Genomic DNA, 15,003 nt, shown 5'->3' with positions numbered 1-15,003 from the left:
AATTTTACCGTTTGTTTCTTAAATTCTTCATTGTATCGTTGCCGCTGTTCTCCCATGTGGACACACCTCCGTTAGCCTTATTATCCTTCTGTCCGTTAACGGGTGTCCACTTTTTATTCTAGTTCCATAGTGTATAATAAAGAACAAAAAAATGCAGAGTGAGTATTGAAGAGACAGACTTTTTGACATTGCTCATGACTAGAAATTGAAGTGATTGATTTTGTTGAATTCCTAAAGAAGTGGCTCCGATGGATTTCGAGTTTACGCGAATACTTACTTCAAGAAGGAGTTAATGAAACACTAATCAATAAATATTTAGAGTATGGCGCTGAAGTAGTTATTTCAAAGACAAACAATAGAAGTGTTCTAGGAACAATGAAAGAGGTTACATGGTTTGTCGAGGATGACTTTTATGATAATATCGAACGCTTGAAATGGCTGAACAGAATGATTTACAAGCCAATAAATTACAAAGAGCCTATTCATTATTTTATAGAATCTTTATGGGATCATAGGAACTACAACATAGTTTGAAGATGATTCAGAGTTTGATGGCTGAACATGATCATTGTCTATTATTTTTTGAACTCTGATTCCAAACGAAAGATCCGTTTATTTAAAGCTGCCACTTCAGATTTTTTATCTTCTAATTGAAACGTGAATTGATAAATACTATTGATTTGAACAGAAATTTGTTTTTGGTTCTGATCTAAGAAAATTTGATTCGTCATGGGCTTTGTCCTTGGACTTCAAGAGGCATTTCAGGTGGACAACCTTGCAAATCACGGCGTAGCTGGAGATTTAAAGGTGAGGAGGTATGTTATGAGAGGTAAGATACTATTATTATTTTTTATTACAATAATGCTCTCATCTTGTCAGAATATAAGTCAATCTACTATGTTAAACAGCGGAACTGAATCAATAAAGAGTTCTGAACCGTCTCCTGATGCAGTGAGTACAGGTAATGGAACAGAATCAAAAGAAATAATGGGAAATCCATCGGAAACTTCTAATTATAAAGTGTTACCTACGACCATTGGGAACCTTGATTCGAAAGGCGATTTTTATGATGAAATGTTTCGGAATCCTATAGATCATGATTATGAAGTGGAATTTAATGAATTTCAAAACGCTAATGAGATTGTTACAACCATGGAATGGGGGGCGTTACAAGGTAAATATACAGAGATATGGGATAAGGAGTTGAACCACATATATAAAAAGCTTCTTTCTAAGTTGGATGGAGAACCAAGAGAAGCCTTAATCGAATCACAGAAAGATTGGTTACAGTATCACTTAAAGGAATCAAAATTTGTAGAGGATACATTTATTAATAATGGTTACCTTGGATCAAGTGGATCCGTAAGCTTAGCCACAGCTATAAGGGAGAGAATAAGAGAGAGAACCATACAATTATATGAATATCGATATTTATTAGATGGTGAAATTGAGTTTTTATACTCTGTCAGCAAATAACCTAGTCCTAGGATAAGAGCTATCTAAGGCTAGGTTGTTTTCGTGAATATGGGAACATGAGTGAATTATGAGAAAGCAGAATACTTGAATATGTTTTTCAAGGTGGATCCCCAAATAACGTCTTAACCTCACAAAAGAATACCAGATTGAGTTTGGTGGATTTGGCAATACACTTAAAAAGGAGGAACAGAAAAAATGATAAAATCCATTGGTATTGATGAATGGAAAGGTTCCACCTTTAATGAAGAAATAGTTGTGAATCCTACATGGGCGGACACCTTAAGTTTATTAATAAAACTGGACGGGGATAAATTTACATTAGTTTTTTGTGAGATATCAGACACAGATTCAGCATTAGTTGGAGGTGGACCGAAGTGTTTTATAGTGTCTATAACAATCGATGGTAATATATATACTCTTATGAACGATAAACAGGGAGAAAATGATATTTCCCTGGTTGTTGGTGGTCAGTTAGGAAATTATTGTGATAATATTTGTATAGATTTAAATCCTATGCTTGAAGTAATGCAGTGTTATTTTGAAACTGGAAAACTACTTGAAACACATCAATGGAAACAAGAATAATGAAAGGCCTAATCCGTCAATTATGGGGTGTTAAGTGTGTGGGAGAAACTATCAGATGGTTGGAAAGCTAGTTTTGAAGAAGCATGGCAAGCATATGCTCATGGCTCAATTCCTATCGGTGCAGTTATCGTTGATGCTAGTCATAGAATAATTAGTAGAGGTAGAAATAGAATCAACGAAACAACGGCTCCAATTAAACAAACGTGCTCGAATAGATTAGCACATGCAGAGATAAATGCATTGTTACAACTGGATACGTTAGATTCAGAAGAACACAAAAACTACACACTATATACAACAACAGAACCCTGTGTACTTTGTTTTGGTGCAATTATCATGTCAGGAGTTAGGAAAGTAAGATTCGCAGCAACTGATCCTATTGCAGGTGGTGCCAATCTAAATGATGCAGAGAATTCATTCATCAAGTCAAGAAACCTCGATATCAAGTGTGCTGATACATATCTAGGAGAACTTCAACGTGTGTTAAGGACTGACCAGGTTATAAGGGCTTTAGGCGAAGAACAAGCAATTCGATTTTTGGATAAGTACAGAATGAAGTACCCTAAAGCTATTGAATTAGGAATAAAGTGGAATAGAGAGGGGAGATTGCAAGAGGCAGTGAGGAATAACGATCCCGTTGAATTGATTATTAATAATATATCTGATGAGATTAAGACTTTTTAATGGTATCTGAATACCATTCACACTGGATATTGAATTTAAAGAAGAGACTCGAAGAACAATTTAAACATGATAGAGTCGCTTATACGATGGGTAAGGCAGATTTTATTCAAGAAGTGATTAATAAAGCAAGTAACGATGATGAACTAATTAGGTTTCTGCAAGAAAGAGGCTCCCTTTAAATAGAACCTATTCTCACGCGGTTATTCTGAATCAATGAGAGCGCTTAATTTAGAGGCATATAGAAGGGATATGGTTTTAATGAGAAGAGTAGACGTTGTGTATTCACTAATAACAGACCCGTTCAAAACTAAAGTTCTTGCAGTTAAAAATGCTGATCGATCAAGTTGGTCTCCTCCTGGTGGAGCTGTTGAGTTAAATGAAACATTAGATCAGGCTGCGATTCGCGAGGTAAAAGAAGAAACGGGACTTGAAGTGAAAGTCCATGGGATTGTTGCCATCAACGAGTGCAAATTTGAGGATATCAATGAACATGTCATTTTTTATACGTTTAGGGCAGAGATCGTAGGCGGCGAAGAACAAATTATTAGACCAGATGAAATCTCTGAAATTGCATGGTTGGACATAGAAGAGGCGGATGAATTAATGCCTTATTATAAAGGTGGATTTAAAAATTTAATTCATGGAAATGAGAGTATGTATTTTAATGAAGGAAGAAAAATACTGCAGAGTTGAGCAAACTTAAATGTAACGATAGACAACGAATTTACGAGTTAGCAATAATGTATAGAGGAGGCACATTTAAATGAAGTTAGTTATACTCTTTGGTCCCCAAGCCGTAGGAAAGATGACGGTGGGTCAATGTTTAGAAGCCAAAACAGATTTGAAATTATTTCATAATCACATGTCTATTGATTTTGTGTCTCCTTTTTTCGATTACGGTACACCTGCTTGAAAGCGCCTGGTAAGTGTGATTCGGCAAGAGATTTTTGAAGAAGTATCTAAGAGCAAATTGGAAGGACTCATATTTACGTTTGTATGGGCATTCGATCTACAAAGCGATTGGAACTATATTGAGCAGGTTTCAAGCCTATTCGAATCAAGAGGCGGAACGGTATACTTAGTTGAACTAGAAGCCGATTTGGAAGAACGCAAAAAACGCAATACGACTGAAAATAGGTTGGCACATAAACCTACTAAACGAGACGTGGAATGGTCGGAGGCCGAACTGATTAAAACATATGAAAAGCATAGGCTCAATTCAATGCCCGGGGAGATTACCAAACCCAATTATATGAGAATTAATACCGTCGGACTGGAAGCAGGTCAGGCAGCCGAGCTGATTAAAAAAGAGTTTGATTTGTAAGGTTGAAATTGTACCACAGAAGACAAACAGTGAATCATTCAACAAAAAGATCATCTTTAATCTAGTCACTTTAATGGGAGGGATCTAATGGTGCTGATATTAGAACGAGCTATGAAATATGATGCAAATAAACTTGCTGAAATACAAAAAGCTAGTTTTGATGATGAATCAAGGCGCTTCAACAACAGTGAATCTGGAGGTCCAGTAGGATACGACTCTGCACGTTGGCAAGAAGAGATGATCGAACAATGTGAATACTTCAAGATACTTCTTAATGGAAAGATAATAGGTGGAGCTATAATCGTTATTGAAACCAATCAAGTACACAATCTTGGCAGGATTTTTATTGATCCAAACTTTCAACATCAAGGGATCGGAATGAAAGTAATGCAAGAGGTTGAAAGAAAATTTCCGGATAGTGCAAAATGGTGGCTGGATACTCCTAATTGGAGTGTTAAGAATCATCATTTCTATACCAAGTGTGGGTTTACTAAAGTTAGAGAAGAAGGGGACTTATATATTTTTGAAAAGACTTTTTAGACTTTATAAGTACCAGTGCTCAATTCCTTAATACTCGCACATATAACAAAGGGTGAAGAATATATGATTAAAGGTATACTGTTTGATTTGGATGGGACATTGCTTGATCGCGAGCAATCATTAATTGCTTTCATTCGTAATCAATATCATCGAATTCAGGCTTTTCAAAGCGTAGATGAACCCATTTTTGTACAGAGATTTATTGAATTAGATCAGAAGGGGTATGTCTGGAAAGACAAAGTTTATCAAGCGCTAATCAATGAATTTAATTTAGATCTGAATTGGGACGAATTACTGGAGGACTATATTCAATCATTTCAATATCACTGTATTGGTTTTCCCGGATTAATAGAAATTCTTGACTATTTGAAAGACAAGCAAATGAAATTAGAATTATAACGAATGGATTCGGTAGATTTCAGATGAACAATATCAAAGGACTACACATTGATCATTATTTTGACGGAATATTCATTTCTGAAATTGAGGGTTTGCGTAAGCCAGACATTAACTTATTTAATAGAGCTTTAGATCGTTTAGGATTAGAACCTCAAGAATCGATATTTGTAGGAGACCATCCAGTCAATGATGTCGATGCAAGTATTCATGCGGGTATGAGAGGAATTTGGAAAGAAGATGATTACTTTGGTAAACCTTCAACAAACTATATGTCCATTAAGGACTTGGTAGAAATAAAGAGCATCATAGAACGTATTTCAAAGTGAATTATAATTATACCGGAGGGATACATTTACAGAAATAAAGAGGTGACTGTTTGAAGGTATTTAGGAAGCAAGTTCGGAAAATAACTATAGACGGTGTTTTGTACTTATATGTAGTCGATGAACAAGATGATAATATCGTTTTGCGCATCTATTCGAATCAGTTTAAATCCACATTTGCTGAATATTTCATTCGTTGGGGAGATCGCTGGGATATTGGTGTTTATGAGCCAAAGTTGATTGCAAGACTAGTCGAATATGCAGAATCAATCGGCTGGGAGAGTAATACAAGAAATAATAAAATAAAAATTGAGAACGCTTCAATACTTATAAGAGAAATGATGAAAGAGAATTTATAATCTATAAGGGAAATTAACAAGGAGCAAACCAATGAAAGTGATCTCTTTGGAAGAGGCAAAAAGCTTAGGAGTAGAAACGGCATACCACCTTATGGATAATGGCGAAAAGCGATTTAGATTAATCAATAACGATGGTAGCTCATATATCCGAACGGAAGGTTCCGAGAAGGGCGCGTGGCAGAATAGTCATTATCACCAAGCATTAAATGAAGTATATGTTGTACAACAAGGTTGGATTGCATATGCAGAACTTGATGAGCAGAATCAATTGTCTTTGAGAATTATAAAAAAGAACGATAGCGTCATGGTTCCTCCCTTAAGACCGCATAACATCTATATGTCATCGTTAGCCGTTACACATGTTATTAAATTTGGTGGAGATTGCGAGATTAAGCCAGATTGGTTTGCTTCACCTCAATTAGATCTTCTGACCAAGCATATTTCCGAGATAGACCTAATTTCAAATAAAGGATGATAAGAGAAATGGAAAAAGGGAAAATTATATTTTTGAATGGTGTAACCAGCTCAGGCAAAACATCTATCGTAGAAGCGATGCAAACCTACTCTGAGCCGTTTTTTTATGTTGTAGCTAATGATCTTTTTGAAAATACGATTGGGGATAAGCATCTCCAAACAGACTACTGGAAGTACTTAAGTGAAGCGATCATTATGATGTATCACACAGCAAAATTGTTTTCAGATCATGGAAAGCACGTATTAATTGATGGAATACTTGTTGAAAGACCAGAGTTACAACCGCATTATGAACAAGTCCAGGAGATTTTTGCAGGGTATCCTCTGGATATCGTTGAGGTGCATTGTCCATTAGATCTATGTCGGAAACGTAATATTGAGCGCGGTGATCGTGGAGAGAAGCAATCAGATGAGCAGCATGCAATGATGGCTAAGAACATTCATTTTAGCTATTCCATAGATACGAGCTTGAACACGCCAGAAGAGTGTGCTGAGAAAATTATTGGGCATTATTTCAAGAGTGAAGTTAATATTTAAAAGATTTCGAGGGAAGTGTAGTGAATAAAAGTAAAAGGGGAGAAGTATATGATAGATATATCTCATATAGCGCCAACAGATCCAATTAAAATTATTATAGGTGCTTCCTCACAAAATTATGAAGGGTGGATACAAACTCAAGAGAATGAATTGAATCTATTACGGTGGGAAGATTGGGAACGAAGTTTTAAGAATCGAAAATTAGAAGCCATTTTATCAGAGCACATCTGGGAGCACATGACCTACGAAGAGGGAGTCCAAGCTTCTAAGATATGCTACAAGTATCTACGTACGAAAGGTTATATTCGCTGCGCGGTTCCTGATGGTTATTTTGCAAATGAAGATTATCAGAATCTAGTTAAGATTGGCGGCCCAGGACCTCTCGATCATCCAGCGGCAAGTCATAAGATCGTACATAATTATAAAACAATCACCCAGATGTTTGAGGAAGCCGGCTTTGATGTTGAGTTATTGGAATATTGGGACGAAGATGGACGTTTTCATTCTCAAGATTGGAATCCAGAAAAGGGATTCATCTATAGGTCTAAGCGATACGATCATCGAAATGAGAATGGCAATTTGGGTTTTACATCTCTGATTGTAGATGCGATTAAGAAATAGTTACCTTAAAGCTCGCTGACTCAAGAGGAGTTATGGTTGTGCCATCCGTAAACATAGTAATAACGATGTTCTTAGGAGGAATGAAATGAACAGCCTATTCGAACAAGTTCATGCTAATGAGATTGTGGAGCGTCTCAACCAACTCCGTCCGGATGCTCAGCCGCAATGGGGGAAGATGAATGCTTCACAGATGCTGGCTCACTGCTCGGCGTTTCAGGACATCGCAATGGGAAACTCTACTTCTGCAAGAAGTTGGCTAGGATTAATCATCGGAAAATTAGCGAAACCCGTATTTTACAATGACAAGCCGCTGCCACATAATATGTCCACAATTCCTGAGATAATGATTGTAGATGAGAGAGAGTTTGAACTAGAAAAGAAGATGTTGCTCCAAAAGATAGTTACCTTCCAACATGATGGGCCTGAGAAATGTACAAGAAAACCGCATCCTTTCTTTGGCAAGCTCTCTCCTGAAGAATGGGGGAAGGGGATTTATAAACATCTAGACCATCATTTAAGGCAATTTGGTGTTTAGGTAATGGAAAGAAGGGCTACTTGAATGGAGAATGAGATCCTATGAAAGGGGAACTTCTATGACGGTATTTGGACTTATACGACATGGTGTTACGGATTGGAATTATGAATTTAGAGCGCAGGGACATACGGATATCCCTTTAAATGACGAGGGAAGAAGACAAGCGAAATTACTTGCTAAGCGAATGGAGAACGAAGAGTGGGATATCATTTATTCAAGTGATTTATGCAGAGCGCTCGATACAGCAGAAATGATAGGCAAACTGAAGAACATTGAAGTGAGAACCGACCTACGTTTAAGAGAAATAAATGGTGGACTTACTGAAGGTACAACCGAACAAGAGCGAGTTAATCAGTGGGGATATAGCTGGTCGAAACTAGATTTAGGTATAGAGCCACAGGCGGATATTATTAAAAGAGGAGTAGACTGCCTCGCGGATCTAGCTGAGAGACATCCGAATCAAAAGTTGCTGATCGTAAGTCATGGGGCAATACTTGGGCTGATCTTGAGTAAGCTCGTTCGGCATGTGGATATGCAAGAAAGTCTCCATAACACATCGGTAACCATAATAAATAAAGAGCAAGTGAGATGGAATTGTGAACGCTATAACTGTATATCTCATTTAGACGGTGCTTAACATTCCTTTATGAAAGGAGAGACGATGACTAAAACACAGGTAAAGGCTTATTATAGCCTATTTGGTGATTATTTTGATCCGGATGAAGTGACATCGAAGCTTGAAATTACCCCAACCAGCGTTACTAGAAAAGGGGATATCATTAATGTGAAACATAGTCATCAAGAAACATCCTGGACAGTAGGTACTGAATATGAAGAGTCTCTAGATGTAAATGACCAGTTGATCAAAGTTATGAATGTATTAAAAGAAAAAGCAGACGAAATCAATACTATCCAGGTACAAAATCAACTGAAGTGTAAATTTTATATTGTTATCGTGATGGAAGAGGGTTACACACCTGCTCTATATTTTGACTCTAATTTTATGAAGTTCGCTGATTCAATTCATGCTGAAATTGATGTCGATCTGTATGCAAATCCGTATTCAGCGGATACAGTTTGAACTGGGAGATGATTTAATGAAGAAGGTTAGCTTTCTCATGATTGGAGTTTTAAATTTTACTGCTGCAAATTGATTTGTTACGGCGACTGTGATCTCTGATTCAACATCAAGTAATTTATTTTTAATTCCAGCATTTTCATTAGTTGTTATAGGTGTATTGAATGTAATGGCTCATGTTAAAAGAAATACATAAGCGAATGATGAAGCCTTAGTACACTATAGACAAAGTAGGTTTTAAATGTTGGTACATGTCATTTTCAACTAAACGAATTTACATATTATTTTGTACTGAGAGGATGAAGTTATATGAGCAAGTTGCCTTTATTTGTAGTTACAGGTGCCAGTGGAACGGGCAAAACCACGGTTTGCGCACTGGTGCGTGAGAGCCTGCCTGAATTTGATGTATTTGATATGGACATTATCGACAATGTCGACTGGCAAATTGCAAAAGCAAACTGGCTCAGAATTGCTTATAGTATTTCATTAAGTGGTCGCGGCACTGTGCTCTGTGGAACGATGGTTCCAGAAAACATTGAATCTGCTGACCACAAGGATAAGTTTGAGACGATTCACTACATTAACTTGCATTGCGATGACGAAACACGTGCAGCAAGATTGTTAGCGCGAGGCTGGGGGAATGAAGCTGTCCAGGAGCATAAGAATTTTGCCAATTGGTTGGTGCAGAATGCAAGTATAGCTTTTACGCCTCCAATGCCAACAATCAACACAAGTGAACTTACACCTGAAGATGTAGCAAATGAGATTAAAGAGTGGGTTTTAAGTAACTGGTGATTTCATGAAATTCATCATTCCTTGAAAGTGAGTTGAGTAGCTATGGATTCCTCGGACATTGGACTTAATCTAGAACGCATCATTTTCATTGGAAGAACTTTTGAAGAATATAGGGATATATTTAATCTGTCCAACGAAGATATTCTCAATAACAAAATACTAGATTGCCCTGCTGGCGCTTGTTCCTTTACCTCTATAGCGAATCGGTTAGGAGGAGATGTGACAGCTGCTGATATTGCATACTCTCATCCGGTTCAGCAACTTAAGAAAAAAGGGCTATTAGATGTAGAACATGGCATTGAGAATATTGGAAAGGTTAAACAAAATTATGTTTGGAATTATTTCAAAACAGTTGATGAGCTGAGATCAAGTCGGATGGGAGCTTTAACAGACTGCACTGATGATATGTGTGTAAATTCTAACCGTTATCTAGCAGCAACTTTGCCGCAACTACCATTTCAGCATAATCAGTTTGATATCACGTTGTCGGCGCATTTCTTGTTTATGTATTCAGATCGACTAGACCTGAGTTTTCACCAAGCGACCATACGAGAACTTATGAGAGTAACGCGCAAAGAAATTCGAGTGTTTCCTATTCTGGATTTAGCAAGTGAAAGATCAACACATTTGGATCCTATTATCAACTTGATCGAAGAGGCTGGGTGGAATTACGAAATTCAAAATACAGGTTATGAGTTTCAGCGAAATGTGAAGCAACTGTTGCGGATATACAATAAGGATAACAGCATTTAAATAGAGAACTTTAGTATAGTTCCACATGTTTGGAGTGTATACGATGTTAATGTCCTATCAACTAGAACGAGCAAAAGTACGGATGAAATCGAAAGAAATAACCGTCGTTGTATTACAGCAAAAAGATATAAATGTTGAAATAAAAGAAGAGCTAGGTCGAATATTGCTAATGGATGCTGCTGACTGCCAAGAGATGTTTCTCTTATCAAGTCTTTTTAGGCATAGTATGCAATCTCACGATGTTATATTTTTAGAACGTGACAAGGATTCGAATATGGATGTATTTATTTTCAACGGAGCTATCCACCCACTCACAATGAAGGATCTAAGAAAAATCAAGGCTTCTACTCGATTCACCAAGACAGAATTATACCGTCTAACTCTAGAAAATAGTCATGATGATTCAATGTGGGACACGTGGGAGCATTGGAAGTACGAAGGACAATTGAGGATTAAGACTGATCAAGATATCGGGGTCATCAATGCATCGCAACTGGGATTGGAACTTCTGTTTCATCAATGCGCCTATCTTGCGAGTTCATTTACGGGACATTCTCATATGGATTGGAATTCCACCCAATCCTCCATTGAATTAATCATTCGAAATATAGCTCGAAATGATTAATAGCGACGCTAGGTTGGATTGAACGCATAGAATCTGCAGGCAACACCATGATGTGTATCCGTTGCTTAAGGGGAGATAAACATTGGATCGAGAAACGGCAGTCGAAGTTATTAATCAATATTTCAGATCATGGGTTGAGAAGGATTTTAATCTCTTTGTCGGAAGCATTCATGAAGAAGCAATTGTAAGGGAGTGCACGGGAGAAGTAATTCAAGGTCGAGATGAACTGAATCGATGGTTTAAACAGTGGAACGGTAGCGACAATGAGGTTATGTATTGGGATATTCATAATATCGGCTTCGATTACGAGCAGATGACAGCTTTTGTTGAATGGAAGTTCAAATGCAAGTATAAGGGCACAACGTATGAATGGGATGGCACTAGTATAGTTTACTTTGAGAACTCATTAATTATAGAACTGAATGAATATGAGATGAAGAAAGATAAATCTTATCCATACAAACAAGTTAGCGTTGCTATCTAGTAATCTGAGTCCTAATGAATTGCTTTGAAAACAAGCTTTCCGCCCTTAAAGCGTATGGGATAGGGTTTTTAATAGATTGGACTGAACAATATAGTTTCATCAAAAGGAGGTCATCTATTGTCTTATTCAATACATGAAATGACCGTAGGATTTGCTGAAGAGATACTGCATTGGAAATATGAACAACCGTATGATTTCTATGATAATGAACTTTCATTAGAGGCATTGGATGAATTACTAAATAGCCCCTATTACGTTCTTTTAGATATTCATGATGAACTGATTGGGTTTATGTGTATGGGGAGTTCAGCTCAGGTTCCGAATGAAACATATGTTTATGGTGAAAATTACATCGATCTTGGAATAGGCATGAATCCAGAATTAACAGGAAAAGGGCAGGGAACTTCATTTTTCTCAAGTGTATTGAGTTTCATCGTGGATACATTTGATCATAGTGCTTACCGCTTAACAGTCGCAGCATTTAACCAAAGAGCAATTCACCTTTACCAGAAATTCGGATTCATTACTGTGGATCGATTTAATAAAGGAGATTATGAGTTCATTGTCATGATCAAGTGAATAAAGACATTTAGTGCGTTAGTGCGTAATGAATAACTTAACGCAAGATGAGTTGTTATCAGAGAAGCAAGCACATGCCTTAGTGGAAAATCGAAAAGGAGCTTGATTGAGATGACCAATGAACAGCTAATGCTTCTGCTTAATGCTTACGATGTGGATCGGCCAGAACTGACGTTTCTAAGACATAACGAAAATAGGACTTACCGGGTTCAACACAGCGCTGGCAAACAGTACCTACTTCGTATTCATGATCCCTTTGTGCAGGAGATGAAGGGATTACAGCACACTGAAGCAGGTGTTTTGGCAGAACTGGATATGTTGGAGCAATGGGGTCAATGGTACCAAGATGAAGTGCAAACGCCAGTGCGGAACAAAAGCGGCCAACTTGTCACGACTCTTGAAGGAGATGGATACAGACTGAATGCATCGCTTCTTACTTGGATGGAAGGTCGTGATTTGACTAAGGAAGATACGCAAGATGCGGATGTTATCAAGAAACTGGGCACGCATATGTCAGAGTTGCATGCCTTTTTTAGTCAGTACAATCCAGCCAGTATGGACGAACGACCGAGCCAGGGGAAAGCCTACAACGAACGAATGGCACAGGTAATCTATTCAGGTGTTCCCCAAGGTCTTTTTACATTTGCTGATGCGGTAATTATTGATGATACGTTACGATTGGTAAACTCTCGTTTATCGGATGAAGGTGGGGATGAAGGATCCGATCTTATTCATGGCGATGTAGGCTTAGGAAATGCGATTTGGACGGCGAATGGCGACTTACGGTTTATCGACTTCGGGTTCTATGGTAAGGGATACGCACAAACAGATGTGGCAATGGGGGCTTTAATGTTGCCGTCAGATCGCCGTGATGATTTTCTTGAGGCGTATTATGGTGGAAGGGGTTGCTCAGAGACGGAGTTGTTGCAGTTGGAAGGTTTTATGCTCGCGGCGATCATCGGATTCTATGTTTTTCAGTTTGGGAACGAGAACATGCATGATTGGATGCGTGAGCGAATGCCGAGATTGTGTGCCGAACGCTGCAAACCATTTTTGCGAGGAGAAAGAATTTTATATCAATAATGGATGTGAGGATTCTATTATAGAAGAAGAGTGAACAACATTTTAATGATAAATTTTACATAAGCATGATCCAGATTTCATTAAATTCTGCACCACCTTGGATATACTTAGTTTGCTTGAATATAGCGAATGAAAAGGACTAGGTGGTAGAAAAAATGTTGAAAAAACGTGACTTACACGAATGCCATTCACTTTATAGCTTGATGACAGATCCTATGGTGTTTCCTTACGTTCGTTATGCATGTCAGACCTATGAAGAATACTTGTTTGTAACGAAACAGTTGATTGCTGAAGAAGAACAAAATACATCTATTTCGAGAACCATTCTGAATGAAACGGGATCTCCGATTGGTACGATTGATCTATATCATATTGTGAATAAAACGGGTTTCTTAGCCACATGGATTGGTAGTCCCTATTTTGGAAAAGGATATAACCAAAGAGCGAAAGAATCTTTTTTGGTTGAACTGTTTCTTGAACATCATATTGAGACGGTATTTATCAAGATTCGTGAGCAAAATATTCGTTCGAGAAAGGCAATAGAGAAACTACCTTACGTGAAGCTGGCGAATGAAATATATTCGGATATCTATCATACGATTAATCGAACAGAGCAGATCTATGATCTATACCGTGTCGAACGGGCAGATTTTATAGAAAATAGTAAGAAGATCCAGCATGAGATTGCTACGTAACAACCAAGTCTAATAAACGTTTACTAAGTGAATAGAGCGTATCATATCGTATCAAGGAGCGTCGTCAGTGTTGACGGCGTTATTTGCTTTTTAACAAATAGGATGGTAATTCTATTAACATATGTGCTACAGGAAAAATTAGGTTTATAATAACATAAATATAAAAACCGATATGAAACTGGAATGTATGAGCACCATATGACAGGCGAGGAGGGATGATTATGAGGGATCATGAAGAGGTGCTTGCGGGTGGAAACGTAAACGAAGTAATCAAAATCGGGGATACCATTCGCCGTAACTCGCAAAATGCATACGTGAACGAATTACTGATACATCTTGAAAAGGTTGGTTTGTCTACTGTCCCTAGATATTTGGGTGTAGATGAACAGGGAAGAGAGAGCTTTTCTTATCTTGAGGGAGTAGTTCCCGGTAACCAGTATCCTGAGATCGAAAGGTATATGTGGACAGATGAAGTTTTAATACAACAAGCGAAGCTTCTGAGGAGCTATCATGATGCAACGGTCGGATATATGACGTCACTGAAATCTCAGAATGATTATACTGATCCAAGCCAACATGAAGTGGTCTGCCATAACGACGCTGCACCCTACAATATGGTGTTTCAAGACAAGCTTCCCGTGGGAATCATTGATTTTGATATGGCGGGCAAAGGGCCGCGCATATGGGATATTGTTTACACGCTCTACACATCTGTTCCACTTACGGGGTTCTCGCCAGGAGAGGCTGATTGCATTGTGGTTCCCTATGACCCAGAAGAGCATGCCATTATGCGGAAAAGAAGGATTAAGTTATTTTTTGATACTTATGGTATAGATATACCAACAGACCTTAAACAGTGGGTTATACGGCGCATCCACACAATGTGTAATACACTGACTTCTCGCGCAGCATCCGGAGATCCAGCTTTTGTTAATCTCGTTGAAGAAGGTCATCTAGCTCATTATGAGGGAGAATTACGATTTCTTGAAAAGCATTTTGATGACTGGAGTTAAATTAACAATTTCATCAACCGTACAGGACAATTAATATCAGA

At 37.9% G+C, this 15,003-nt stretch carries 21 protein-coding genes and 2 pseudogenes; all 23 read left to right on the top strand.

The features are described from left to right. Positions 1–210: 210 nt before the first annotated feature. The 23 genes and pseudogenes from M3636_RS29950 (at position 211) to M3636_RS10675 (ending at position 14,962) form a co-directional block, all read left to right on the top strand. A complete protein-coding gene (locus M3636_RS29950) occupies positions 211–534 on the top strand; it encodes a DUF6933 domain-containing protein (RefSeq protein ID WP_483311508.1) in 324 nt (107 codons plus the stop codon). A gap of 288 nt (positions 535–822) precedes the next feature. Beyond that, positions 823–1,476 carry a lysozyme inhibitor LprI family protein gene (locus tag M3636_RS10780; RefSeq protein WP_251382457.1) on the top strand — a complete coding sequence of 218 codons (654 nt, stop codon included), beginning with the start codon at positions 823–825 and terminating at the stop codon, positions 1,474–1,476. Between the two features lie 195 nt (positions 1,477–1,671). Continuing rightward, complete coding sequence (locus M3636_RS10775) at positions 1,672–2,061, top strand: hypothetical protein (protein ID WP_128101517.1); 390 nt, start codon at positions 1,672–1,674, stop codon at positions 2,059–2,061. Positions 2,062–2,097: 36 nt separating this feature from the next. Beyond that, positions 2,098–2,745 carry a nucleoside deaminase gene (locus tag M3636_RS10770; RefSeq protein ID WP_164848679.1) on the top strand — a complete coding sequence of 216 codons (648 nt, stop codon included), beginning with the start codon at positions 2,098–2,100 and terminating at the stop codon, positions 2,743–2,745. A 258-nt stretch (positions 2,746–3,003) separates the two neighbouring features. Next, positions 3,004–3,438, top strand: coding sequence for an NUDIX hydrolase (locus M3636_RS10765; protein WP_251382456.1), 435 nt, complete (start codon positions 3,004–3,006; stop codon positions 3,436–3,438). A gap of 70 nt (positions 3,439–3,508) precedes the next feature. Next, positions 3,509–4,069: pseudogene (locus M3636_RS10760) on the top strand (DEAD/DEAH box helicase family protein). Positions 4,070–4,159: 90 nt separating this feature from the next. Then, positions 4,160–4,609, top strand: coding sequence for a GNAT family N-acetyltransferase (locus M3636_RS10755; protein WP_251382522.1), 450 nt, complete (start codon positions 4,160–4,162; stop codon positions 4,607–4,609). 63 nt (positions 4,610–4,672) lie between these two features. Beyond that, positions 4,673–5,334 (top strand): annotated as a pseudogene (locus M3636_RS10750) (HAD family hydrolase). A gap of 50 nt (positions 5,335–5,384) precedes the next feature. Beyond that, positions 5,385–5,690, top strand: coding sequence for a hypothetical protein (locus M3636_RS10745; RefSeq protein WP_251382455.1), 306 nt, complete (start codon positions 5,385–5,387; stop codon positions 5,688–5,690). Between the two features lie 31 nt (positions 5,691–5,721). Beyond that, entirely contained in the window at positions 5,722–6,165 is a 444-nt protein-coding gene (locus M3636_RS10740; RefSeq protein WP_251382454.1) for a cupin domain-containing protein, read from the top strand. Positions 6,166–6,173: 8 nt separating this feature from the next. Continuing rightward, complete coding sequence (locus M3636_RS10735; RefSeq protein ID WP_251382453.1) at positions 6,174–6,701, top strand: phosphotransferase-like protein; 528 nt, start codon at positions 6,174–6,176, stop codon at positions 6,699–6,701. A 48-nt stretch (positions 6,702–6,749) separates the two neighbouring features. Then, on the top strand, positions 6,750–7,322 hold the full coding sequence (locus tag M3636_RS10730) for a class I SAM-dependent methyltransferase (RefSeq protein WP_251382452.1): 573 nt from the start codon (positions 6,750–6,752) through the stop codon (positions 7,320–7,322). Positions 7,323–7,407: 85 nt separating this feature from the next. Continuing rightward, positions 7,408–7,857, top strand: a complete 450-nt coding sequence (locus M3636_RS10725; protein WP_145410621.1) for a DUF1569 domain-containing protein — start codon at positions 7,408–7,410, stop codon at positions 7,855–7,857. Positions 7,858–7,915: 58 nt separating this feature from the next. Next, positions 7,916–8,494: a histidine phosphatase family protein gene (locus M3636_RS10720; protein ID WP_251382451.1), complete on the top strand. Its 579-nt coding sequence runs from the start codon at positions 7,916–7,918 to the stop codon at positions 8,492–8,494. A 24-nt stretch (positions 8,495–8,518) separates the two neighbouring features. Continuing rightward, on the top strand, positions 8,519–8,938 hold the full coding sequence (locus M3636_RS10715; protein ID WP_251382450.1) for a DUF4279 domain-containing protein: 420 nt from the start codon (positions 8,519–8,521) through the stop codon (positions 8,936–8,938). Between the two features lie 306 nt (positions 8,939–9,244). Beyond that, positions 9,245–9,730, top strand: a complete 486-nt coding sequence (locus M3636_RS10710) for an AAA family ATPase (protein ID WP_251382449.1) — start codon at positions 9,245–9,247, stop codon at positions 9,728–9,730. 42 nt (positions 9,731–9,772) lie between these two features. Then, positions 9,773–10,483, top strand: a complete 711-nt coding sequence (locus M3636_RS10705) for a class I SAM-dependent methyltransferase (protein ID WP_251382448.1) — start codon at positions 9,773–9,775, stop codon at positions 10,481–10,483. Positions 10,484–10,526: 43 nt separating this feature from the next. Beyond that, the gene (locus tag M3636_RS10700) at positions 10,527–11,108 is read left to right on the top strand and encodes a hypothetical protein (RefSeq protein ID WP_251382447.1); all 582 of its coding nucleotides are present in this window, start codon (positions 10,527–10,529) and stop codon (positions 11,106–11,108) included. An 82-nt stretch (positions 11,109–11,190) separates the two neighbouring features. After that, positions 11,191–11,592 (top strand): nuclear transport factor 2 family protein, encoded by a 402-nt coding sequence (locus M3636_RS10695; RefSeq protein WP_251382446.1) that lies wholly within the window; start codon positions 11,191–11,193, stop codon positions 11,590–11,592. 117 nt (positions 11,593–11,709) lie between these two features. After that, entirely contained in the window at positions 11,710–12,171 is a 462-nt protein-coding gene (locus M3636_RS10690; protein WP_251382445.1) for a GNAT family N-acetyltransferase, read from the top strand. Positions 12,172–12,282: 111 nt separating this feature from the next. After that, entirely contained in the window at positions 12,283–13,254 is a 972-nt protein-coding gene (locus M3636_RS10685; protein ID WP_251382444.1) for a phosphotransferase enzyme family protein, read from the top strand. A 155-nt stretch (positions 13,255–13,409) separates the two neighbouring features. Then, positions 13,410–13,949, top strand: a complete 540-nt coding sequence (locus M3636_RS10680; RefSeq protein ID WP_145410630.1) for a GNAT family N-acetyltransferase — start codon at positions 13,410–13,412, stop codon at positions 13,947–13,949. A gap of 221 nt (positions 13,950–14,170) precedes the next feature. Next, a complete protein-coding gene (locus M3636_RS10675) occupies positions 14,171–14,962 on the top strand; it encodes an aminoglycoside phosphotransferase family protein (protein ID WP_251382443.1) in 792 nt (263 codons plus the stop codon). The last annotated feature ends 41 nt before the right edge of the window (positions 14,963–15,003 follow it).

The organism is Paenibacillus sp. MER 99-2 (assembly GCF_023714095.1).
GTDB lineage: Bacteria > Bacillota > Bacilli > Paenibacillales > Paenibacillaceae > Paenibacillus.
Note: the sequence above shows the minus strand (reverse complement) of the source record. Positions and strands in the feature narration are given on the sequence as shown.